Source organism: Agrobacterium sp. El2ro-1b (assembly GCF_048298475.1).
Lineage (GTDB): Bacteria > Pseudomonadota > Alphaproteobacteria > Rhizobiales > Rhizobiaceae > Agrobacterium > Agrobacterium fabrum.
On the sequence record NZ_CP103458.1, the window covers coordinates 2,744,464 to 2,765,971 of the forward strand.

The 21,508-nt window shown below is 58.8% G+C and carries 17 protein-coding genes; 5 read left to right on the forward strand and 12 right to left on the reverse strand.

Annotation, left to right across the window (positions count from 1 at the left end; translation table 11 throughout):
- Nucleotides 1-108: 108 nt before the first annotated feature.
- From NYR50_RS13370 to cyoA, 5 genes are all read right to left on the reverse strand, one after another.
- Nucleotides 109-870, reverse strand: a complete 762-nt coding sequence (locus tag NYR50_RS13370) for an SURF1 family protein (RefSeq protein WP_418136256.1) — start codon at nucleotides 868-870, stop codon at nucleotides 109-111.
- Between the two features lie 177 nt (nucleotides 871-1,047).
- Nucleotides 1,048-1,440 carry a cytochrome o ubiquinol oxidase subunit IV gene (gene cyoD / locus NYR50_RS13375; protein ID WP_418136257.1) on the reverse strand — a complete coding sequence of 131 codons (393 nt, stop codon included), beginning with the start codon at nucleotides 1,438-1,440 and terminating at the stop codon, nucleotides 1,048-1,050.
- On the reverse strand, nucleotides 1,440-2,066 hold the full coding sequence (gene cyoC, locus NYR50_RS13380) for a cytochrome o ubiquinol oxidase subunit III (protein WP_174006369.1): 627 nt from the start codon (nucleotides 2,064-2,066) through the stop codon (nucleotides 1,440-1,442). The genes cyoD and cyoC overlap by 1 nt, the downstream gene beginning before the upstream one ends.
- Before the next feature lie 5 nt (nucleotides 2,067-2,071).
- Nucleotides 2,072-4,075, reverse strand: a complete 2,004-nt coding sequence (cyoB, locus tag NYR50_RS13385; RefSeq protein WP_174006372.1) for a cytochrome o ubiquinol oxidase subunit I — start codon at nucleotides 4,073-4,075, stop codon at nucleotides 2,072-2,074.
- 73 nt (nucleotides 4,076-4,148) lie between these two features.
- A complete protein-coding gene (gene cyoA / locus NYR50_RS13390) occupies nucleotides 4,149-5,222 on the reverse strand; it encodes a ubiquinol oxidase subunit II (protein WP_174006375.1) in 1,074 nt (357 codons plus the stop codon).
- 305 nt (nucleotides 5,223-5,527) lie between these two features.
- On the opposite strand from cyoA, the gene NYR50_RS13395 reads away from it, so the two are divergent.
- The 3 genes from NYR50_RS13395 (at nucleotide 5,528) to NYR50_RS13405 (ending at nucleotide 14,526) form a co-directional block, all read left to right on the forward strand.
- A complete protein-coding gene (locus NYR50_RS13395) occupies nucleotides 5,528-6,850 on the forward strand; it encodes an MFS transporter (RefSeq protein ID WP_174006378.1) in 1,323 nt (440 codons plus the stop codon).
- Between the two features lie 405 nt (nucleotides 6,851-7,255).
- Nucleotides 7,256-12,760 carry a glutamate synthase-related protein gene (locus NYR50_RS13400; protein WP_418136258.1) on the forward strand — a complete coding sequence of 1,835 codons (5,505 nt, stop codon included), beginning with the start codon at nucleotides 7,256-7,258 and terminating at the stop codon, nucleotides 12,758-12,760.
- A complete protein-coding gene (locus NYR50_RS13405) occupies nucleotides 12,757-14,526 on the forward strand; it encodes a sulfite reductase subunit alpha (protein ID WP_418136259.1) in 1,770 nt (589 codons plus the stop codon). The genes NYR50_RS13400 and NYR50_RS13405 overlap by 4 nt, the downstream gene beginning before the upstream one ends.
- A 38-nt stretch (nucleotides 14,527-14,564) precedes the next feature.
- Here NYR50_RS13405 and NYR50_RS13410 read toward each other — a convergent pair whose 3' ends face one another.
- From NYR50_RS13410 to fabA, 5 genes are all read right to left on the reverse strand, one after another.
- Nucleotides 14,565-15,158 carry a TadE/TadG family type IV pilus assembly protein gene (locus NYR50_RS13410; RefSeq protein WP_418136260.1) on the reverse strand — a complete coding sequence of 198 codons (594 nt, stop codon included), beginning with the start codon at nucleotides 15,156-15,158 and terminating at the stop codon, nucleotides 14,565-14,567.
- On the reverse strand, nucleotides 15,155-15,751 hold the full coding sequence (locus NYR50_RS13415; protein WP_092770224.1) for a TadE/TadG family type IV pilus assembly protein: 597 nt from the start codon (nucleotides 15,749-15,751) through the stop codon (nucleotides 15,155-15,157). The genes NYR50_RS13410 and NYR50_RS13415 overlap by 4 nt, the downstream gene beginning before the upstream one ends.
- 184 nt (nucleotides 15,752-15,935) lie before the next feature.
- On the reverse strand, nucleotides 15,936-16,742 hold the full coding sequence (fabI, locus tag NYR50_RS13420; RefSeq protein WP_174006393.1) for an enoyl-ACP reductase FabI: 807 nt from the start codon (nucleotides 16,740-16,742) through the stop codon (nucleotides 15,936-15,938).
- Between the two features lie 6 nt (nucleotides 16,743-16,748).
- Entirely contained in the window at nucleotides 16,749-17,972 is a 1,224-nt protein-coding gene (gene fabB, locus NYR50_RS13425; protein ID WP_174006396.1) for a beta-ketoacyl-ACP synthase I, read from the reverse strand.
- Between the two features lie 75 nt (nucleotides 17,973-18,047).
- Nucleotides 18,048-18,563 carry a 3-hydroxyacyl-[acyl-carrier-protein] dehydratase FabA gene (gene fabA, locus NYR50_RS13430; protein WP_035219583.1) on the reverse strand — a complete coding sequence of 172 codons (516 nt, stop codon included), beginning with the start codon at nucleotides 18,561-18,563 and terminating at the stop codon, nucleotides 18,048-18,050.
- A 317-nt stretch (nucleotides 18,564-18,880) separates the two neighbouring features.
- Here fabA and irrA point away from each other — a divergent pair, with 317 nt between their 5' ends.
- On the forward strand, nucleotides 18,881-19,300 hold the full coding sequence (gene irrA / locus NYR50_RS13435; RefSeq protein WP_006309975.1) for an iron response transcriptional regulator IrrA: 420 nt from the start codon (nucleotides 18,881-18,883) through the stop codon (nucleotides 19,298-19,300).
- Nucleotides 19,301-19,375: 75 nt separating this feature from the next.
- Here irrA and NYR50_RS13440 read toward each other — a convergent pair whose 3' ends face one another.
- Nucleotides 19,376-20,014, reverse strand: a complete 639-nt coding sequence (locus NYR50_RS13440) for a trimeric intracellular cation channel family protein (protein WP_006309976.1) — start codon at nucleotides 20,012-20,014, stop codon at nucleotides 19,376-19,378.
- Nucleotides 20,015-20,092: 78 nt separating this feature from the next.
- Here NYR50_RS13440 and NYR50_RS13445 point away from each other — a divergent pair, with 78 nt between their 5' ends.
- A complete protein-coding gene (locus tag NYR50_RS13445) occupies nucleotides 20,093-20,611 on the forward strand; it encodes a hypothetical protein (RefSeq protein ID WP_010972625.1) in 519 nt (172 codons plus the stop codon).
- Nucleotides 20,612-20,623: 12 nt separating this feature from the next.
- On the opposite strand, the gene NYR50_RS13450 is transcribed toward NYR50_RS13445, so the two are convergent.
- The gene (locus NYR50_RS13450; RefSeq protein ID WP_080811218.1) at nucleotides 20,624-21,334 is read right to left on the reverse strand and encodes a YoaK family protein; all 711 of its coding nucleotides are present in this window, start codon (nucleotides 21,332-21,334) and stop codon (nucleotides 20,624-20,626) included.
- Between the last annotated feature and the right edge of the window lie 174 nt (nucleotides 21,335-21,508).

A 21,508-nucleotide genomic window follows, 5' to 3' on the forward strand; every position in this document is an offset into this window, starting at 1 on the left:
ACCGAAACGAAAATGCGCCGACGGGCATGTCAGGCCGAACTCCCGTTATAGATCAGCAAAACGTAAAGAAGGAAGTGCTTTTGTGAACCATATGGTAAAACCAGCGGTTCACTGGGTATCAGGTTTTGCTTTCGGTGCGTTGAGGTTGCGCATCACATACCAGCCCGCAGCAACCACCATCGCCGCCAGAATATACCAAGTGATAGCGTAAGAGAGGTGGTTATTGGGAAAGGCGAGCATGGTCTTGCCGCCAACCGGCAGGCCACCCGGATTGGGTGTCGCATCCGCATCGACATAGAAGGGCGCGACGTCTGAAAGCCCGGAAGCCTGCGTGATCTCAGGAATATTGCGGGAATACCAGCGGCCATTCGCCGGATCATTGGTTCTGAGGAAAAGCCCGCCTGTTTCCGGCGCGCGCATCAGCCCGACGATCTCGACGTTTCCGGTCGGTTCACCTTCCGCGCGCGAGGACGGGTCGCGCCGGCCGGACGGCACGAAACCGCGATTGACGATGATGCTTGAACCATCGTCGCGCCGAAGCGGGGTCATGACCCAGTAACCGGGGCCGAGATCGGTGACGGTGTAGACCTGAACTTCCCTGTCATTCAGCAGGGTGCCGGTTAGTTTCACGCGACGATATTCGTAGTCCGAGGGAGTGCCGAGGGCCGGCCATTCGCTGGCGGCAGGGGCATCGACTGGCTCGGCATGGGCGCGGGCGTCAACGCGTTGGATCAGGTCGAGTTTCCAGAAAAGGCGCTGAACCTGCCATGTTCCAAGCGCCAGCAGGCAGCCCGTTAGGGCAATGGTCAAAAATAGGACGACGATTGCCGCAGGGCGGATGCGCCGGTTCTGGGGTGCGATTTTGCTCATGTCACGGTCCTTGCAAAGCGTCACCGGCAGAGAGATCGTCTGCTCCGGCGGGCCTCATTGAACCCGCATGCGCTTGCTCCAGCAAATAACCCCATAAATCGCGCCGATTCATGGGGTTATGTGTTGGCGCGGAAAGCGGCCTGCCGGGCTTCCGGCAGGCCGCGGATTTATGGCTGCTCAGGGCAGGTTCTTCACATCCTCGATGTGCAGCGGCATCATGTTCTTGTTCATGTTGTACATGACCCACAGCGAACCGGAGAGCGTGATTAGCAGCACCACCACGGTGAAGATCAGCGCCATGAAGGTCCAGCCGCCTTCGGACTTGGTGTCCATGTGCAGGAAGTAGATCATGTGCACGAAGATCTGGATGACACCGAGACCGATGATCGCGATGACCAGCAGCGTCTTGTTCTCAAGAACGTCGCCCATGACCAGCCAGAAGGGGATCGCCGTCAGGATGACCGACAGGACGAAGCCGATCATGTAGCTTTTGAACGTCCCGTGACTGGCGCCATCATGGTGATGGTCGTCGCCATGCGCGTCGTGATGTGCGTGTGCTTCGGAACTCATCAAAGAACTCCCATGAGGTAAACGAAGGAGAAGACGCCGATCCAGATGACGTCAAGGAAGTGCCAGAACATCGACAGGCACATCAGGCGGCGCTTGTTCGCCGGGATGAGGCCATGTTTGCCGACCTGGACCATCAGCGTGACGAGCCAGATGACGCCGAACGTAACGTGCAGACCGTGCGTGCCGACCAGCGCGAAGAAGGCGGACAGGAACGCCGAACGCTGGGGGCCTGCGCCTTCCGCGATCAGGTGATGGAACTCGTAAAGTTCGACAGCAAGGAAGGCGAGGCCGAAGAGGCCGGTCACGCCAAGCCATATCAGCGTGGTTTTCACCTTCTTCTTTTCCATTTCCAGCATGGCGAAGCCATAGGTGATGGAGGAGAAAAGCAGGAAGCCGGTATTGATGGCGACCAGCTTCAGGTCGAACAGGTCGGCGCCAGAAGGGCCGGCCGCATAGTTGCGGCCGACAACGGCATAGGTGGCAAACAGCGTCGCGAAGATGAGGCAGTCGCTCATCAGATAAAGCCAGAAGCCCAGCGACGTGCCGTTCTCCGGGTGGTGGTCTTCCTTCAGGTAAAAGACCGGTGGTTCAGCGCCGGCGGCGCTTTGTGCAGGTGCATGAGCCATATTCGTTACGCCTGTTCCGCAAGCAGCTTTGTACGCTCAGCCTCGACAGTCGAAACGTCGGAAGCCGGAATGTAGTATTCGCGGTTGTAGTTGAAGGTATGGGCAATCGAGACTGCGATGATGGCGAGCATCGAAAGAGCCGCAAGCCACCAGATGTGCCACACCAAAGCGAAGCCGAGGACGACACTGATGGCGCTGATGATGACGCCCGTGCCGGTATTCTTCGGCATATGGATCGGAATGTAACCTTCCAGAGGACGGCTGTAACCGCGCTTCTTCATGTCCGCCCATGCGTCCACGTCATGAATGACCGGCGTGAAGGCGAAGTTGTAGGCGGGTGGCGGCGACGAGGTCGACCATTCCAGCGTGCGGCCGTTGAAGGGATCGCCGGTGACGTCACGCAGCTGGTCGCGCTTCAGGTAGCTGACGATGAGCTGGATGATGAAGGCGGCGATGCCGAGCGCAATCAAGAAGGCGCCGAAGGCGGCGATCACGAACCAGATCTGCAGCGAATTGTCCTCGAACTGGCTGACACGACGGGTAATCCCCATCAGGCCGAGCACGTAAAGCGGCATGAAGGCGAAATAGAAGCCAATGAACCAGAACCAGAAGGACAGCTTGCCCCAGAACGGATCGAGGCGGTAACCGAAGGCTTTCGGGAACCAGTAGACGATACCCGCAAGTACACCGAACACCACGCCGCCGATGATAACGTTGTGGAAGTGGGCGATGAGGAACAGCGAGTTGTGCAGCACGAAGTCCGCCGGCGGAACGGCGAGAAGAACGCCGGTCATGCCGCCGATGACGAAGGTGATCATGAAACCGATCGTCCAAAGCATCGGAACGTCGAAATTGATGCGGCCCTTATACATGGTGAAGAGCCAGTTGAAGATTTTCGCGCCCGTCGGGATCGAGATAATCATCGTGGTGATGCCGAAGAAAGCGTTGACGCTCGCGCCGGAACCCATGGTGAAGAAGTGGTGCAGCCATACGATATAGGCAAGGATGGTGATGACGCCCGTCGCATAAACCATCGAGGCATAACCGAAGAGGCGCTTGCGGGAGAACGTCGCAACGATTTCCGAGAAGACGCCGAATGCCGGCAGTACCAGAATGTAAACTTCGGGATGGCCCCAGATCCAGATGAGGTTGACATACATCATCGGGTTGCCGCCGAGATCGTTGGTGAAGAAATTCGTACCAACGTAACGGTCTAGCGTCAGGAGCGCGAGCGTGCCGGTCAGGATCGGGAACGAAGCCACGATCAGGATGTTCGAACACAGTGATGTCCAGACGAAGATCGGCAGGCGCATCATGGTCATGCCGGGCGCGCGCATCTTGATGATCGTCACGATCAGGTTGATGCCCGAGAGCGTCGTTCCCACACCGGCGATCTGCAGACCCCAGATATAATAATCGACCCCGACTCCCGGACTGCCATCGATGCCGGACAGCGGCGGATAGGCGAGCCAGCCAGTCTGCGCATATTCACCGATGAAGAGCGAGATCATGGTGATGACGGCGCCGGCCGTGGTCATCCAGAAGGAGAAGTTGTTGAGGAAGGGGAACGAAACGTCGCGGGCGCCGATCTGCAGCGGCACGACGAAGTTCATGAGACCGGTGATCATCGGCATGGCCATGAAGAAGATCATGATGACGCCATGGGCGGTGAAGATCTGGTCGTAATGGTGCGGCGGAAGATACCCTTCCGATCCGCCCGACGCGATCGCCTGCTGGACACGCATCATGATGGCGTCGGCAAAGCCGCGCAAAAGCATGACGAGTGCGAGAATGATGTACATGATACCGATCTTCTTGTGATCGATGCTCGTGAACCATTCCTTCCAGAGATAACCCCACAGCCGGAAATAGGTGAGGGCGCCAACAACGGCGATGCCACCCAGAGCCACAGCCGCGAAAGTGGCGACAAGAATGGGCTCGTGAAGCGGGATGGACTCCCATGTCAGCTTCCCGAACAGGAACGACGTTTGATCGGAATTGACGATCATTTTCAGCCTCTTGCGATTCTAAGACGTAAGGTCGGCGCAGCCAGGCCGCGCCGAAGAATGCCGGGACGTATCGTCAGCCAGCGACTTGTTTCGTTTCCGGCAGCGCCGCGGGTTCGAAAGTCTGACCTTCGATCGCAGCCGGAGTGGATTGGGGTCCGCTGGCGACACCGTAAGGTGAAAGCGGCGTACAGACGACGGAGTTCAGCGCCTTAGCGATGTCGATGCCTTCCTTGCCGCCACCGCCCTTGGCGTCGATATGCATCATGTCACGCATGCAGAGCTTGTTGGGCTCGACGCAGCGGTTGAGGATGGCATCGTAAAGCTGCGGATCGACGGAAGCGAAATATTGCACCGGTTCACGTTCCGAAGGCTTGGCGAATTCCAGATATTCCTGGCGGCCGAAACCCTTGCCGCCTTCTTTCACCTTGGCCACCCACTGGTCGAAGCCCTGCTGGCTGAGACCATGGAACTTGAAGCGCATGTGCGAGAAGCCGGGGCCGGAGAAGTTGGCCGAGAACCCGTCGTAAACGCCTTCCTTGTTGATGACCGCGTGCAGCTTGGTCTGCATGCCGCCCATGGCGTAGATCTGGCCGGCGAGAGCGGGTACGAAGAAGGAGTTCATCGCGGTCGTGCCGGTGATCTTGAAGTTGATCGGAACATCGACCGGAGCGGCAAATTCGTTGACGCTGCCGATACCGAGTTCGGGATAGAAGAACAGCCACTTCCAGTCCATGGCCACCACTTCGACCGTGATCGGCTTGATATCGGCGGTAACCTGACGGTTCTCGTCGATGCGTTCCAGCGGGCGATAGGGGTCGAGACGGTGGGTGGAAATCCACGTTACGGTGCCGAGCATCAGGATGATGGCGACGGGAGCCGACCAGATCACCATTTCAAGGCGCGTGGAGTGATGCCACTCGGGATCGTAATCTTCAGCTTTCGCCGACTCGCGATACTTCCAGGCGAAAAACAGCGTCAGGGCAAGGACCGGGACGATGATCAGCAGCATCAGGACCGTGGAGGTGATGATAAGATCACGCTGCTGGATGGCCACGTCGCCCGAAGGATTCAGGACGACCAGATTGCAGCCGCTGAGCAACAGCAGGGCCGGGATTGCCAGAAGGGCGGATGGGAGTTTTTTGATCATGCGCACGTTCTTTGAACTCGTACAGTTTGGATTACGCCGCGAATAATTGCCGAAGATCATTTTTGAAATGAGGTATATTGTCGCGGTGCAGCGAAGCCTTCGCGATGCACCATATGTCGGGCAGTACTGCGTTTAGAGGCGAGCGGCTGCATTATCGCACGGTCGGCGCTCTCGGCAACCCTTTATTGTCAAACTTCAATTGACGTTACGTAGGGTGCGTGTGACAATCCGCCGCATCGTAACGCAACGGAAGAGGAGCCCGAGCGTTACAGGGAATGGTTCGTCCATGACGCAGGAGGGATATTATGAGTTATACCAATGCTGCTCCATCCTTTGGGCAGGCACCGGAGGCAAACGGGGCTGGTCCCACGAGCGTCGATCCGGATCGCATCACGATTGCGGTCATTCTTGCCAGAATGACTGAATTCTTTGACTTTTTTATCTATGCTATCGCCTCTGCGCTTGTTTTCCCCCACGTCTTCTTTTCCTTCGTTGATCCTCTGACGGCCACGCTTTATTCCTTCGCGGTATTCTCGCTTGCCTTTATCGCAAGACCGATCGGCTCGCTGATATTCCTCCAGATCGACCGCAAGTTCGGCCGGGCGGTGAAGCTGATGGCGGCGCTCTTCACGCTCTGTGGTTCCACCATGGCGATCAGCTTCCTTCCTTCTTATGACGAAGCGGGCATGCTTGCGCCCTGTCTTCTGGCCGTGTTCCGTATCGGTCAGGGCCTGGGCCTTGGCGGCGCCTGGGACGGTCTTGTCTCGCTGCTTGCCATGAATGCACCGCAGAAGCAGCGCGGCTGGTACGCCATGATGCCGCAGATCGGTGCGGCCATGGGCTTCGGTCTCGCCAGTGCCTTCTTCATCGTGTTTGTCACGCAGCTCTCTAATGCCGAGTTCCTCGCCTGGGGCTGGCGTTTCCCGTTCTTCGTGGCGCTGGCGCTCAATGTTCTGGCGCTCTTTGCCCGCCTGCGCATGATCGTCACGCCGGAATTCCAGGCCATGCTGGAGCAGCATGAGCTGGAACCGCGTCCGATGTTCAGGATGTTGCGCTCGCAGTTTCCGGTTGTTCTCACGGGTGCCTTCGTGCCGCTGGCAAGTTTTGCGCTCTTCCATCTCGTCACGGTTTTCCCGCTGAGCTGGGTTTCCCTCAATACCAGCCAGCGTGTTTCGGACTTCCTGTTCGTGCAATTCGTCAGCGCCATCATCTGCGGTGGCATGATCGTGGTATCCGGCATACTGGCCGACAGGATCGGTCGGCGGAAGCTTCTGGCCATCGCCGCAGCTCTCATTGGTCTCTTCAGCCTCGTGGCACCCGTTCTGCTGAGTTCGGGCGATATCGGCCGTTATCTCTTCGTCCTGATCGGCTTTTCGTTGCTGGGCCTTTCCTTCGGCCAGGCGGGCGGTGCGCTCGCCTCCCGTTTCAGCCGCGAATACCGCTATACCGGCGCGTCGCTCACCTCGGATATTTCCTGGCTTATCGGTGCTGGTTTCGCACCGCTCGTCGCTCTCGGATTTTCGTCCAAATTCGGACTGTTCGCGGTCGGAATTTACCTGATGTCAGGTGCTGTCTGTACGCTTGTTGCCCTCTGGTTCAGCCGGACGCTGGAAATGCCTTCGGAGTGATCCAGGTAATTTAACAATCCCTGCAGCCATCGCGCCGCGGAATCCTGTCGGATTTCGCGGCGTTTTTGTTTTTTTATTGCGCGAAGCCGATTTTAATCTTGACTCGCTGCATCATGAAATATTATGTAAGCAATACTGACATAATTCAGTGTGTCTCATTGCCGGAACGCCGGTCATCAGGGAACGCGATGCGAACGACGACGATCATTATTTGCGAGAAAGCGGCCATTGCCGCCACGCCGTTTGCCGGCCGCAAAACGACCGTTCGCGCCATTAAACGCCGATAACCAAAAAAGAGGAGCAGCCAGGTCGCCTGCGGCTCCGCCCGCAGAATGCCGGCTGGCGCGCCGGGTTTCGGGAAAAGAGGGCGATGCCGCGCGAAATGCGCAACGAGAGGAGAGTGCCTTGAGTGTGACGGAGCAAAAATTCGGCCTTTACGATGCGGCTTTCGAAAAAAGCAGCTGTGGCGTCGGTTTCATCACCCGCAAGGATGGCGTGCAGACGCATGATGTGCTCAAGCGCGGTCACGAGGCGCTCTGTGCCGTGCCGCATCGCGGTGGCATGTCGGCGGAAGGCGTGGGCGACGGTGCGGGCGTGTCGCTGGACCTGTCGCTCTCCTTTTTCCGGGAACTGACAGGCGACGATGCCCTGCAAGCCGACCGGTTCGGCGTCGGCAATTTTTTCCTGCCGCAGAACCCGGCCTTCCACGGCGAGGCCGTCGGCATTATCGCCAGCGCTCTCAAAGAACAGGGCTTCTCGGTCCTGCTCGTCCGCGATGTGCCCGTCAATGACGCGGCCATCCGTCCCGCCGCAATCCCTTACCAGTTACCGATCCGCCAATGGGTCTTTTCGGCTCCGGTGAAATGCGCAACCCTTGCCGAATTCGACTGGCGCATCCACAAGGCGCTGCTCGCCATCGAGGCGCTCGCTTACACCGTGCCGGAGCTTGCCGGTTTTTACCCGCTGTCGCTCAGCGCGCGCACGCAGGTCCTTAAGGGGCGTCTGAACTCTCAGGAGGTCATGCCCTATTTCTGCGACCTCACCGATCCGCGTCATGAAGTGCATACGATGTATTTCCACACGCGGTTTTCCACCAATACCGATCCGCACCCCTCCATGGCGCAGCCCTTCCGCCTGATGGCGCATAATGGCGAGCTTAACACCGACAAGAAAAACCGTCTTTCGGAAGCGGCCGTGGCGCTGGCGAAGAATGCCAGCATCATCAGGCCCAAGGGCCAGTCGGACAGCTGCCGTCTGGACCAGACATTGCAGGCGCGGGTAATGGAAGACGGTCTCGACCTCGTCACCGCTGTGGTCTCGATGATGCCGCCTGCCTGGGAAAACGACGACACGCTCTCGCCGGGCGTGAAGGCGATGCTGGAATATTTCTCGCTCTATGAAGAAAAGAATGACGGCCCGGCCGCGCTGATCTTCGGCGATGGCACCATTATCGGCGCGCGTCTCGATCGCCTTGGCCTGCGCCCGCTGCGCACGGTCGAGACGGAGGAGTATCTCTGTGTCATGTCGGAGGCGGGGCAGATCGCCTTTCCGGCGGAAAGCGTCATCCGCCGCGGTCGCATCGAGGCGGGCGGCATGCTTTATTACGATCACGCCGAGCGTCGTGCCTTTTCCACGGTCGAGGCCCTGGAGCTTCTCGCCTCGCAGCGGGACTATTCGTCGCTGCTGTCTAATGCGCGCGTGATGCTTGGTGATTTGCCCGAGGTGCCCGCCGAAAGGCAGGGTTCGCCACTGCGCTATAATGGCGATCTGGAGCGCCACCAGCGTTATGTCGCCTATTCGCACAATCAGGAAAGCTTCAAGTTTCTGATGGACCCGATGCTGGCCTCCGGCGCGGAAAAGATTTCCGCGATGGGTTACGGCAATGCCATCAATGCGCTTTCCGATCAGGAAGGCGGGGTGGCCAAATATTTCTCGCAGCGTTTCGCGCAGGTCACCAATCCGCCGCTCGACAGCATTCGTGAGGCCGACGGTATGACGCTGCGGGTGGCTCTCGGCGCAAAGCCGAACAGCGGCGCGAAGAAGGTCCGCCAGATCGTCGTTCGCTCCCCCATCCTGAATCACCTCGACATGCTGCGCATTCGCGAACAGCCCGAGACACCCGTTCGTCGTTTCGAAATGCTTTATATGCCGGTCTTCGATGCTGCGGAGGCCAACGAAGCGGCCTTGCAGCAGGCAATAGACGGCGTCTGCGATAAGGTTGCGGCTTTCGCGGCTGAGGAGGGCGGCATTGCCGTCATCACCGATCGTCACGTCTCGGCAAGCCATGCCGCTCTGCCGATGATCATGGTCGTTTCCGCCATCAATCAACGGCTGATCGAGGAGGGCCTGCGGCTGCGCGTTTCCCTGATCGTCGAAAGCGGGCAGTTCTCCTCCTCGCATCACATCGCAGCCGGCCTCGGCTTTGGCGCTTCGGCCGTCTATCCGCTCGGCGTGCAGTTCCGCGCCGAGGAGAAATTCGGTGCCGATGCCGATAAGGCATTCAAGCGTTTTGCAAAAGCGGCTGAAAAGTCGCTGATGAAGACCATGGGCAAGGTCGGGCTGTGTACAGCGGAAAGCTATATCGGCGGCGAATTCTTCGAGCCCAACTTCCTTGATACCAGCGATCCGGTCCTGAAGCGTTATTTCCCGAATGTGAAGACCCCGGTCGGTGGCGTCACCTTCGCCGTCATCGCGCAGGCTGTCGCCGACTGGCATCACAAGGCATTGTCGGTGAAGGGTGAAAACGACATTCCATTGCTCGGTCTCTTCAAGGAACGCGCCGAAGGTGCTGGCCATTCCTATGGCACGACGGCCGTTCGTGGCTTCGTTGATATGACGGAGGAAAAGATCGGTTTCGACAAGGGAACTGAAAACGAGGAGGCGCTGCGCCTGCTGCCGCTCACCCGGCTGGAGGATGCCTTCGGTCTCAACGATGCTGCCTATTATCACAACAGCTTCGACCGGCTGACCCCGGAGGCGATCGATAAATTCGAGGTAACGCCCGGTTACCGCTCCTTTGCCCGTATGATGGCGGAAGAAAGGGCACGCCGCCCGGCCGCCCTGCGCGATGTTCTGGAACTACCGGCCGACGTGACATTCGCCGGTTCGGCCGAAGAATTCCGCCGCGAAATGGGCCGTTTTTCCAGGCATGGCAATAACAGCTTCATGGTGCGCGGATTGCGCTGCGAAGAGGCAGGAGAAGGCGCGTTCCGGCTGCAGCTGACCGGCCCGCACGATCATGAACTTGCCCGCCTCGCCGCCCTTGGCCAGTCGCTGCTCGACCGTTTTGGTGACGACATCGCCGGCCACTGGCTGGAAGGTGGCGCGCTCATGGTTCAGGCGAAGGGTGAGGCCTTCGCCTATCTGTCGCTGATCCGCACCGCACCGGACAGCATTCCGCTTGAGACCGTGCAAAAGGCAAGCGAGATCACCAAGACCCTCGCCTCGGGCGCCATGAGTCACGGCGCGCTGGTCGCCGCTGCCCATGAAGCGGTAGCGCATGGCACCAACATGGTTGGCGGCATGTCCAATTCGGGCGAGGGCGGTGAGCACATTTCCCGTTACGGCACCATCCGTGCCTCGCGCATCAAGCAGTTCGCCTCCGGCCGCTTCGGTGTCTGGGCCGGATATCTTGCTGATCCAATGCTGGAGGAAATCGAGATCAAGATCGGCCAGGGCGCAAAGCCCGGAGAAGGCGGACAGTTGCCGTCTCCCAAGGTGACGGTGGAAATCGCCGCCGCACGCGGTGGCACGCCCGGTGTCGAACTCGTTTCGCCGCCGCCGCATCACGATACCTATTCGATCGAAGATCTGGCCCAGCTCATCCACGATGCCAAGGCGGCGCGCGTGCGCGTCATCGTCAAGCTCGTGTCGTCGGAAGGCATCGGCACGATTGCAGTCGGCGTCGCTAAGGCGGGGGCAGATGTCATCAATGTTGCCGGCAATACCGGCGGCACGGGTGCTGCAGCCGTCACCAGCTTGAAATATACCGGTCGCGCGGCGGAAATCGGCATCGCCGAGGTGCATCAGGCGCTTTGCGCCACCGGCCTGCGCGCCAAGGTGCTGCTGCGCTGCTCCGGCGCCCACCAGACGGCGAGCGACGTGGTGAAGTCGGCCCTTCTAGGCGGCGACAGCTTTGAATTCGGCACCACGGCGCTGATGATGCTGAAATGCGTCATGGCGAAGAACTGCAACATCAAATGCCCGGCCGGCCTTACCACCAATCAGGAAGCCTTTAACGGCGACCCGAGGGCGCTGGCGCAATATCTCATGAACATCGCCCATGAGACGCGCGAGATTCTGGCCGGTTTGGGCCTGCGCTCCTTGCGGGAAGCACGCGGTCGTTCCGATCTTCTTCACCTCCTCGATCATCCGGCGAGCGTCGGCCAGCTTGACCTCCGGGCAATGCTTGCCGTGGTCGAGGAGGTGAAGATCGACAGCCCGGTCTATATGGAAAAGGACTTTGCGCTGGACGACGCCTTCATCGATCTCGTGCGTTCGGCGCTGATCGACAGCGGGCGGGAGAACATCGAGCTTGGCGGCAACCGTTTCCTCAACAATTGCAACAAGAGTGTCGGCGGCCAGCTTGCTGTCGATATCGAACGTATGCTGAACCACGAACTTTCCGATGAGCAGCTGGATGCGCTGCCGGCCGTCAAGCGGGATAGCCGCGGCCGCCGTTTTCTGGAAGCGGGTTCAGTGCGCATCGATACGTCAGGTTCCGCCGGTCAGTCCTTCGGCGCTTTCTGCAATGACGGCATGGTCATGGTCCATACCGGCACCTGCAATGACGGCGTCGGCAAGAGCGCCTGCGGCGGCACCATCGTCGTGCGCTCGCCCGGCGGCGGTTCGCAAGGGGCTGGTGGCAATGTGCTGGTCGGCAATTTTGCGCTGTTCGGCGCCACCGGCGGCCGCACCTTCGTGGAAGGACAGGCGGGCGACCGTTTCGCCGTGCGTAACTCCGGTGCGACCGCCGTGGTCGAAGGCGTGGGCGATTTCGCCTGCGAATACATGACCCACGGCGCGGTCCTCAACCTTGGCAGTTTCGGCAAGGGGTTCGGCAACGGCATGAGCGGCGGCTTCGTTTATCAATACGATCCCTATGGCGATCTGCCGAAGAAGGTCAGCCATGATTCGATCCTGCTCGGCTCGATCACGGGTGAGGATGAACAGGCTGCAATCCACAATCAGGCCGTCCAACAGCTTCTGACCCTGCATGTCGCGGAAACCGGCTCTGCCAAGGCCGCGTGGCTGTTGGAAAACTGGGAAAGCGAACAGCACAATTTCGTCTACGGCATGCCGCGCGCCCTGCTGCTTTATCAGGACAGCGACAAAATTCTGAAAGCCAAGCCCCGCAAGGAGCTGCTGGAGGAACTGGCCTCTGCACTTTCCGGCTATCAGCTACGCAAGTTCAAGCTTGCCTATCGTGACCGCAAGGCCGTGCTCGACGGAACGGTGCCGGGTTATGGTGAGACGGACACGGAGGACATGTACGCGCTCATCAACAATTATACCGTGTTGAGCATGGCGCAGGCCATCGCCTTGCAGCGGTTGCCGATGGCATCGGGCCCTTCTGATCCCGCCATCGAAAAAGCCGTGCGCAATCTCATCCTCACGGAAGATTACGCGCTGATGCAGCGTCTCATGAAATATGCACGCGAGGCGTTGTCCGACCATAGCGACGAGCAGCTTGCGGTGATGATCGCCGCCAAACGCCTCGATGATTACAAGCAGGCGCTGGCGCGCCGGAATATCTGGTCGGTGGACAGCCCCGGCACCTATGGCTGGATCATTCAGCAGAACCGGAAAAACATCGAGAAGATCGGCCGTTTGCCGGGCTTCGAGGAGCTTTTCGCGGCGCGCGCCATTCCGGACCTTGCCACCGCATCCAGCCATAACAGGGCAGCATGATGAAGATACCTTACATTCCACAGGACGCGCCCTTCAATGGCGATCAGCGCGTGTGGCTCGCCGGCTTTCTGGCCGGGCTCCACTCCCGCAGCGCCATCGGTCTGGAGACATCGGTGGCCGCTGGGGCCCCTAAGGTGGCGGCCAACGTATTGAACGTTCTCGTTGGCACCCAGACCGGCAATGCAGAGGCTTTGGCAATGGATATCGCCGCCGCTGCACGCGCCCAGGGCATGCAGCCGGTGGTGACGGCTCTGGATGACGTCTCCATGGACAGCCTCGGCTCCATGAAGCGGGTCATCGTCGTCACTTCCACCTATGGCGAAGGTGAAATGCCTGACAATGCCCAGCTGTTCTGGGAGGTGCTTGCTGCTGACAGCGCGCCGCGGCTGGACGAGATGAATTTCGCCGTACTTGCCTTGGGTGATACCGGTTACGACGGTTTCTGCCAGGCCGGCAAGCTTATCGATACACGCTTTGAACAGCTCGGCGGCAGGCGCATGAAGACGCGTATCGACTGCGATATCGATTTTGAGGATGCAGCTGCTGCGTGGATCGGCGAGGCCCTGCCGCTTGCGCTGGCCGTCGATGGCGGCAAGGAAGCCGCTGTCACCATGCCCGACATCGCCGCGCAGCCAACGCGGGCAAAATCGGGCTGGAGCCGCAAGAACCCCTATCCAGCGACGGTAAGCGTTAATCGCCGCCTGTCCGGTCCCGGCTCGTCCAAGGAAATCCGTCACTACGAATTCGATCTCCGCGAAAGCGGGCTCGATTATGAGGCGGGTGACGCGCTTGGTGTTGTTCCGCTTAACGATCCGAAACTGGCCGGCGCGCTGCTCGGCCATTTCGAAGCGGTCGCAGACAGCCAAGTCGCCGGGCTGGACCGGCCGGTTGGCGATGCGCTTCTCAACATCTACGAGATTTCAACGCCCTCACGCGAACTGGTGGCTGAAATCGGCAAGCGCGCGGGGCATGAAGAACTTTCCCATATCCTTGCGAATGGCGACAAGGAGCAGCTTGCCGCCTTTCTCTGGAGCAAGGATATTCTCGACCTGCTCAATCTGGGCGGAAAGCCACTCTTCGAGCTTGCCGAATTCGTCACCTTCCTGAAACCCTTGCAGCACCGCGCCTATTCCATCTCCTCAAGCCCTCTGCTTGCGAAAGACAGCGTGCATCTGACGATCGCCAGCGTGCGGTATCGCGCCGAGGGCCGGGAGCGTGGCGGCGTATGCTCCACCTATCTCGCAGATCGGGTGGAGGCAGGGCAGAGCGCCGGTATTTTCGTTTCGCCCAACAAGGCATTCCGTGTCCCGCAGGACGACAATGCGCCCATTATCATGGTTGGACCGGGCACGGGTATTGCGCCGTTTCGGGCCTTTTTGCAGGAACGGCAGGCACGCGGCGCCAGCGGCAAGAACTGGCTGTTTTTCGGCGACCAGCACCGGCAATCGGACTTCATCTATGAAAACGAACTTGGCGACATGAGCCGCGATGGCGTGCTGACGCGTCTCGATCTTGCCTTTTCGCGGGATCAGGCGGAAAAAATCTATGTCCAGACCCGCATGCGCCAGAACGGCAAGGCGCTTTATCAATGGCTGGAGGAGGGCGGTTATTTCTACGTCTGCGGCGATGCGACCCGTATGGCCAAGGATGTCGATGACGCCCTGCACAGCATCATAAGCGATGAGGCCGGCATCTCCGCCGAGGCCGCAAGCGACTATGTCAACCGGCTAAAGCGCGAAAAACGCTATCTGCGCGACGTCTATTAGGCCCGGCCGGAAAAGGGACCGCCGGAGCACTGATTGCTTCAGCAATTGGTGCAGGCGGTCTCGGCGTCACGCTGCTTGAAGAAATAATCCCTGCCGATCGTGATCGACTTTGTGCCGGATGAGGCGACGTCAGGCATGAACATCAGTAATTCATGCGGAACGGAAAGTTCGACATGAATGAGGAAGCTGTCTTGCACCAGCAGGCGCGTCGGAACGGTGACCACTGATCCCACCGCATACGGTCTCTGATTCTTCTCATCCCATGACCAGGTGATTTTTGCCTGTTTTTGCGCGTCGATCTTGATGCCGCTGATCTTCAGTTTCAGGCCCTTGGTACTGTAGGGCGCAAAAACCGCGGCTGCGACATCCTGCATGCCTGTGAGGTAGGTTTTGTCGACGGAACCTGTTTTTGATATCAGGTCGTTGATGGTGGCGGCCGCACTGCTTGCCCGCTTGTAGGTATTGTAGCCGATCGTCAACTCGAAAGAGGTCAGATAAAGCGCGAGCAATATCGGGAAGACGATGGCGAATTCCACCGCGCCCACACCCCGGCTATCTCTGGCAAAGCGTGAAACGAGCGCGATCAGACGTCGCCTGCCGCTTGCCGCGACCAAGACAAGCCTTTCCATCATGAACCCCCGCCTGTGATGTATTTCTCGCTCATGAACGCACTCGTCGCGACGATGAGGAAATGGGAGGGCATCGATCCGTCGGCCGGGCGTATTTTGGTGAGATAGGGGCGGATAATATCGGCGACCACACGCCAGCGATAATAGACGCGCAACATGTTGATGGTTTCCGGTCCGCCCGGCTTGAAGCCGAATTGAGCCGTATCGAGATCGTAATAGTCGCCATAGGCTTTCAGGGGTATCGTGGTCGGAATATCCTTGAAGGCAGTAAAGGAGCGAAGGTCGACATACAGTTTCTGTTCTTTCTGGATCTCATCTGCCGAGCAGGTGATCATCACAGAAACTTCGTTGCAGAAACTCCTGCGAAAATCCTCTTTCGAAATCGAGCTGCTGATCTGCCCGGTGCGCAGACGCCGCGACATGGTCTCGGTGGCGTTGGCGACGACCTGTTCCGCCATGAGGGCGATGAAGGTCTCGATGATCGCAAAAACGACGAGGAAATAAGGAATGGCCAGGATCGCGAATTCGATGGCTGCTGTCCCGTCGCGGGAGAACCCGAATTTTTCCAGCAATGGCTTCAGTCTGGCCAGTCGCATGAGGTGGTGTCGATCTCTAAGAATATGCGGCAAGCGCAACCGTTGAATTTGTTGCGGACCATAACCACACCATGTTTAAATTCAGTTACTTCGATAAACTATACTTTAGTGAATTCCAAAATTGAGACGGCGCATAAAAAAGCCCGGCACATGGCCGGGCTTTTGTCGAATATCAGAAGGCGGCTTATTCCGCGTCTGCCTTGGACAGAACCTCAAGCGTGGGCGTCGAGGTGATGTTGTAACCGCAATCCACGTAATGACATTCGCCGGTTACGCCGCGCGACAGGCTGGACAGGAGGTAGAGCGCCGATCCGCCGATGTCATCAATATCAGCCGTCCGTCGTAACGGTGCGTTTTTCTGGTTCCATGCGTAGATTGCGCGCGCATCCGAAATGCCGGCACCCGCCAGCGTGCGGACCGGACCAGCCGAGATGGCGTTGACGCGGATATCGCGCGGGCCGTAGTCGGCAGCGAGATAACGCACGGACGCCTCGAGAGCCGCCTTGGCGACGCCCATGACGTTGTAGTTTGGAATGACGCGCTGCGAACCATTATAGGTCAGCGTCAGCATGGAGCCGCCATTGGTCATAAGTTCAGCGGCGCGCTTGGCGATTTCCGTGAAGGAGAAACAGGAAATGACCATGGTGCGGCTGAAATTGTCTCGGGTCGTGTTGGCGTAGAGACCTTTCAGCTCGTTCTTGTCGGAAAAGCCGATGGCGTGCACGACGAAATCCAGCACGCCCCATTTTTCGCGGATCGTCGCAAACAGCGCGTCCACCGAAGCGATATCCTCGACATCGCAAGGTACGATGAAGTCCGAGCCCAGTTCCGCGGCGAGCGGTTTCACGCGCTTGCCAAGCGCTTCACCCTGATAGGTGAAGGCCAGTTCCGCGCCCTGTGCCGCAAGTGCCTTGGAAATACCCCAGGCGATCGAGTGATTGTTAGCGACGCCCATGATGAGGCCGCGCTTACCTTGCATGATGCCGTTCATGGGCAATTATCCGTTATGACGCTGGAAGACGAGCGTGGCGTTGGTGCCGCCGAAGCCGAAGGAATTGGAAAGGATGGTGTCGATCTTGGCGTTGTCGATGCGGCTGCGAACGATCGGAACGCCGGCAAATTCCGGATCGAGTTCGGAAATATGCGCGCTTTCGCCGATGAAACGTTCCTGCATCATCAACAGGCCGTAGATCGATTCCTGCACGCCGGCAGCACCCAGCGAGTGGCCGGTGAGCGACTTGGTCGACTGGATATGCGGGATCTTGTCGCCGAAGACTTCGCGGATCGCGCCGATTTCCTTGCTGTCGCCGACGGGCGTGGAGGTCCCGTGGGTATTGATGTAGTCGATGTCGCCTTTCACGGTGGACAGCGCCTGCCGCATGCAGCGGATCGCGCCTTCGCCGGAAGGAGCCACCATGTCGTAACCGTCAGAGGTTGCGCCATAACCGACGATCTCGGCGTAAATCTTGGCGCCGCGCGCCTTTGCATGTTCCAGTTCTTCGAGAACCAGCACGCCTGCACCGCCGGCGATCACGAAACCGTCGCGATTGACATCATAGGCGCGCGAGGCGACGTCGGGTGTTTCGTTGTATTTGGACGACATTGCGCCCATGGCGTCGAAGAGGTTGGACATCGACCAATCGAGATCCTCGTGGCCGCCCGCAAACATCACGTCTTGTTTGCCCCACTGGATCATCTCGGCGGCGTTGCCGATGCAATGCGCCGAGGTGGAGCAGGCCGACGAGATCGAATAGTTGACGCCGTGGATCTTGAACCAGGTCGCGAGCGTGGCCGAGGCGGTCGACGACATGGCCTTCGGCACGGCGAAGGGGCCGATGCGCTTGGGGCTGTTGTTCTTCAGCGTAATATCGGCTGCTTCGACTATGGTGCGGGTGGAAGGACCGCCTGAACCCATGATGATGCCGGTGCGTTCATTGCCGCTGATATCGCTCTCTTCGAGACCGGAATCGGCGATCGCCTGCTTCATGGCTACATGGTTCCACGCACCGCCCTGCGACAGGAAGCGCATGGCGCGGCGGTCGACCAGATCGGTTGGGTCGAGAGAGGGCTTGCCCCAGACCTGACATTTGAAACCGTGCTCGGCAAAATCCGGCGAAAATGAAATGCCGGACTTGGCTTGGCGCAGCGACGCGGTGACCTCAGCGGCATCACCGCCGATGGAGGAAACAATACCGAGGCCGGTGACAACAACTCGTCTCATGAAAGGGACCTTTTCTTAAGATTTCGGCTGGACGACCGAAGCCGCCCGGCGTTTGTCTGAACTATTCCGTCTGTGTCAGGCGGTCTTTTCCTTGGACAGGCCTACGCGCAGGTCCGTCGCCTGATAAATGGTTTCGCCATCCGCCTTCAGCCAGCCATCGGCGGTTCCGAGAACCAGACGGCCACGCATCACGCGCTTGAAATCAATACCATACTGAAGCAGCTTGGTGTTAGGGCGTACCATGCCCTTGAACTTCACTTCGCCTGTGGAAAGCGCCATGCCGCGGCCTTCTTCGCCCAGCCAGCCGAGGAAGAAACCGGTCAGTTGCCACATGCCGTCAAGGCCGAGGCAACCCGGCATGATCGGGTTGCCCTGGAAGTGGCAGGGGAAATACCAGTCGTCGGGGCTGACATCGTATTCGGCGCGGATGAAACCCTTGTCGAAGGCGCCGCCGGTTTCGGAAATTTCGGTGATCCGGTGAACCATGAGCATGGGGGGCAATGGGAGCTGGGCATTTCCCGGGCCGAACAATTCGCCGCGACCGCAGGACAGGATCTCCTCGTAGTTGTAACTTGATTGCCTGGTTGCCATACCGCTTTCACTTCCCCAATCACTGGTGTTGAACGACTTCACTAGAGCAAGTTAGGTTCAAAATGAAGCGCTGCAAGGGCAGAGGCCGCTCCGGCCCCAATCTTTGTCTTCAGAACCTTCTTTGCAGAAGTCATTACCTCAATATGCCGTCCGCATACAGGAACCATCAGGCTGGAACCAGAGGAAATTTGCAGGAATGGCCGGTTTGCAGCCATTTGCGACACTTGGCGGCGCTGAAACTATTGAAAGCATTCCCTGCAAAAGATATATGCTATTGCAATTGACGGGTTTCATACGTCTGTTTGGAATGGGATTGCATGGCATTTGACGCCACATTGGATATCGGAACGAGGCTGCGGCGCTCTGGGCTGCGGCCAACGCGCCAGCGCGTTGCTTTGGGTGATCTTCTTTTCGCAAAGGGCGATCGCCACCTGACGGTCGAGGAACTGCATGACGAGGCGGTCACCGCCGGCGTGCCCGTTTCTCTCGCCACGGTCTACAACACGCTGCATCAGTTCACTGAAGCCGGCCTGATCCGCGTTCTTGCCGTGGAAGGTGCCCGCACCTACTTCGATACAAACGTTTCGGATCACCATCACTTCTTCGTGGAAGGTGAGAACGAGGTTCTCGATATTCCCATCAACAATCTCCAGATCGACAATCTGCCGGAAGCGCCAGAGGGCATGGAAATCGCCCACGTGGACGTGGTCATCCGCCTTCGTCGCAAGCGCGGTTGACGTTTTTGTCTGGTATAGAATGTGAAAATGGCGCCCATGGGCGCCATCTCTGTTTTCAGCGGTCATTTCTATATATCACTTCATGACGTCTTCCGGCCGTCTGCCCGGTTTGCCCTTATAGGGCGGGAAGGTCCATCCGAAGATCAGCGCGCCGGATCGGACGCAGAAGGCCGTCAGGAAACCCGCCGCTGATGCGGCATAGAGCGGTGCGCCGAAGAAATAGACGACAATGAAGATGGAAGAGCCCAAAAGCGCGCAGGTGATGTAGATTTCCGGGCGCAGCAGAACCGATGGCTCTCCGGCCATAATATCGCGCAAAACACCACCGAACGTCGCCGTCAGAACACCTGTGACGATGGCGACGGTTGCCGAGCCGCTTGCAGCGAGACCTTTGGCTGCTCCCATCACGCAATAGGCGGAAAGGCCGAGCGCATCGAGCCAGATCAATACCCGATAACGGGATTCGAAAAGATGCGCGGTGAAAAACAACAGAACCGCGACCGAGACACAGACGAGAATATAGGTGGGGTTTATCACCCAGAACACCGGCGTTCTGCCCAGCACGAGATCGCGAACCGTGCCGCCGCCAATGCCGGTCGCAGCCGCGAAGAACAGGAAGCCGATCAGGTCGAGCTGCTTGCGCGAGGCGGCGAGCGCGCCGGTTGCGGCAAAGACGGCGACACCGGCATAATCGAGAAAACCCAGCAGCGTCATGAAAAGGTTCCCCCCAGAAAGACGGCCCGCAAACACGTCAGTGTCGCGCAAGCACTAAACTCTAGGCTGACCGCCCGGATGATCGCAACATCCATAACCGAAACGGATGCAAAGGAAAATGCCGTGCGAATCGCTCTCGTTGCCGCTCTTCAGGCGCTGGTCCTCTTGATGTTTCCGGTAGCGCTCTCGGCGCAGCAGCAGCTGGTGAGCGACCCGGAGATTTACGAGAAGGATCATTTCCGCAATGAGTGCAAGGTGGCGGCCTTTGGCGATGATTTCGTCACGCGGCTGGATATCAACAATGACGGCCTGATGGATGCCGTCGTCAATCACGGCGTTCTGGATTGCGACGGAGAAAAGGGCCGTAGCTGCGACGACGAAGGATGCCCCTATAATTTCTACGTCCAGGTCAAAGAGGGCGGTTATCTGATGATCGCCACCGCCCGGATCTACAGCTATGATTTCATCAAGCGGTTCGGCAACATGGTTTTTGTCCTGAAGATGCATCCGCGTTATTGCGAGCGCACCGATAAGGAACCCTGCCTGATGACGGTGCGGGTCCGCGGCACGAAATTCGTCACGATTTCGCGCAAATGACGGTGCGGTCCGTCAAGGCGCGATGCGCCTGATCCGGACCCTTTGATTATAGCGGTGGCGCAGCGAACGCGGAATGACCAAGGTGGCGATGGCGACCGCAAAAACGGTTGCCGCAACCACCCACAAGGCACCGGACTGCAGCGTGGCGCCCAATACGGCCCCGGAGATTGCCCCGCTGATCATGCCGAGCCAGGGCACGATCTGAATGCCCCAATCGAGACTTCGCTCCCCCAGAAGAAAGCGACCGATGCCGCGGCCGAAACGGGAAAGAGCGCCGGTAACATAGGTGAGGCCGATCGGCAGGCCCTCAATATGCTCGACGGCCGCGTTGACCATGCCCATGGCGAAAACCACAAGATAAAACTGCGTCAGAGCGAAAGCGTCGCCGCACAGCAAGGCGGCAATCGCCACCAGCAACCCCACGCCCACAAGAACGGCAAGGATGCTCCGGTCGAATTTATGCGCAACCACGATGCCCCCGGCATTGCCCGCCACAAAAGCGACGATCGCGAAAAGCAGTTTCGCGGCATGGGAATAAACGCCCGCTTCCAGTGAGATGGCCGCACGGGTGGTGTTACCGGTCATGAAGGAAACGAAATCGCCGGACAGATGAAGACCCACCGCATCCGTCATTCCGGCGATGAATGAAATGGCGGCGACAAGCGCAATACCGGTGCCGGTGCGCCTTGCCCTGATGATGTTACGGCGTCTCTGTCTGGTCATGGAAAGACTCGATATGGAAAACAGCGGGCCGATGCGCCTGGCTGTGTTATCCTATGTCTAGAATGCCGGGCGGTCCGTTTGCAATCTTTCTGGAAGCGTTTCAGTACCTCTATTTTGTCTAGACAAATGTAAAATCCCTGCCTAGCATGCCTCAAATAAAGCGAAAAAAATATC

Coding starts and splice junctions, on each gene's coding strand:
- irrA (WP_006309975.1), top strand. CDS start 18,881: ATGGCATTTGACGCCACATTGGATATCGGAACGAGGCTGCGGCGCTCT.
- NYR50_RS13405 (WP_418136259.1), top strand. CDS start 12,757: ATGATGAAGATACCTTACATTCCACAGGACGCGCCCTTCAATGGCGAT.
- NYR50_RS13410 (WP_418136260.1), bottom strand. CDS start 15,158: ATGATGGAAAGGCTTGTCTTGGTCGCGGCAAGCGGCAGGCGACGTCTG.
- NYR50_RS13450 (WP_080811218.1), bottom strand. CDS start 21,334: ATGACCAGACAGAGACGCCGTAACATCATCAGGGCAAGGCGCACCGGC.
- NYR50_RS13445 (WP_010972625.1), top strand. CDS start 20,093: ATGATCGCAACATCCATAACCGAAACGGATGCAAAGGAAAATGCCGTG.
- cyoA (WP_174006375.1), bottom strand. CDS start 5,222: ATGATCAAAAAACTCCCATCCGCCCTTCTGGCAATCCCGGCCCTGCTG.
- NYR50_RS13415 (WP_092770224.1), bottom strand. CDS start 15,751: ATGCGACTGGCCAGACTGAAGCCATTGCTGGAAAAATTCGGGTTCTCC.
- NYR50_RS13440 (WP_006309976.1), bottom strand. CDS start 20,014: ATGACGCTGCTGGGTTTTCTCGATTATGCCGGTGTCGCCGTCTTTGCC.
- cyoC (WP_174006369.1), bottom strand. CDS start 2,066: ATGGCTCATGCACCTGCACAAAGCGCCGCCGGCGCTGAACCACCGGTC.
- NYR50_RS13370 (WP_418136256.1), bottom strand. CDS start 870: ATGAGCAAAATCGCACCCCAGAACCGGCGCATCCGCCCTGCGGCAATC.
- fabI (WP_174006393.1), bottom strand. CDS start 16,742: ATGAACGGCATCATGCAAGGTAAGCGCGGCCTCATCATGGGCGTCGCT.
- cyoD (WP_418136257.1), bottom strand. CDS start 1,440: ATGAGTTCCGAAGCACACGCACATCACGACGCGCATGGCGACGACCAT.
- fabA (WP_035219583.1), bottom strand. CDS start 18,563: ATGGCAACCAGGCAATCAAGTTACAACTACGAGGAGATCCTGTCCTGC.
- cyoB (WP_174006372.1), bottom strand. CDS start 4,075: ATGATCGTCAATTCCGATCAAACGTCGTTCCTGTTCGGGAAGCTGACA.
- fabB (WP_174006396.1), bottom strand. CDS start 17,972: ATGAGACGAGTTGTTGTCACCGGCCTCGGTATTGTTTCCTCCATCGGC.
- NYR50_RS13395 (WP_174006378.1), top strand. CDS start 5,528: ATGAGTTATACCAATGCTGCTCCATCCTTTGGGCAGGCACCGGAGGCA.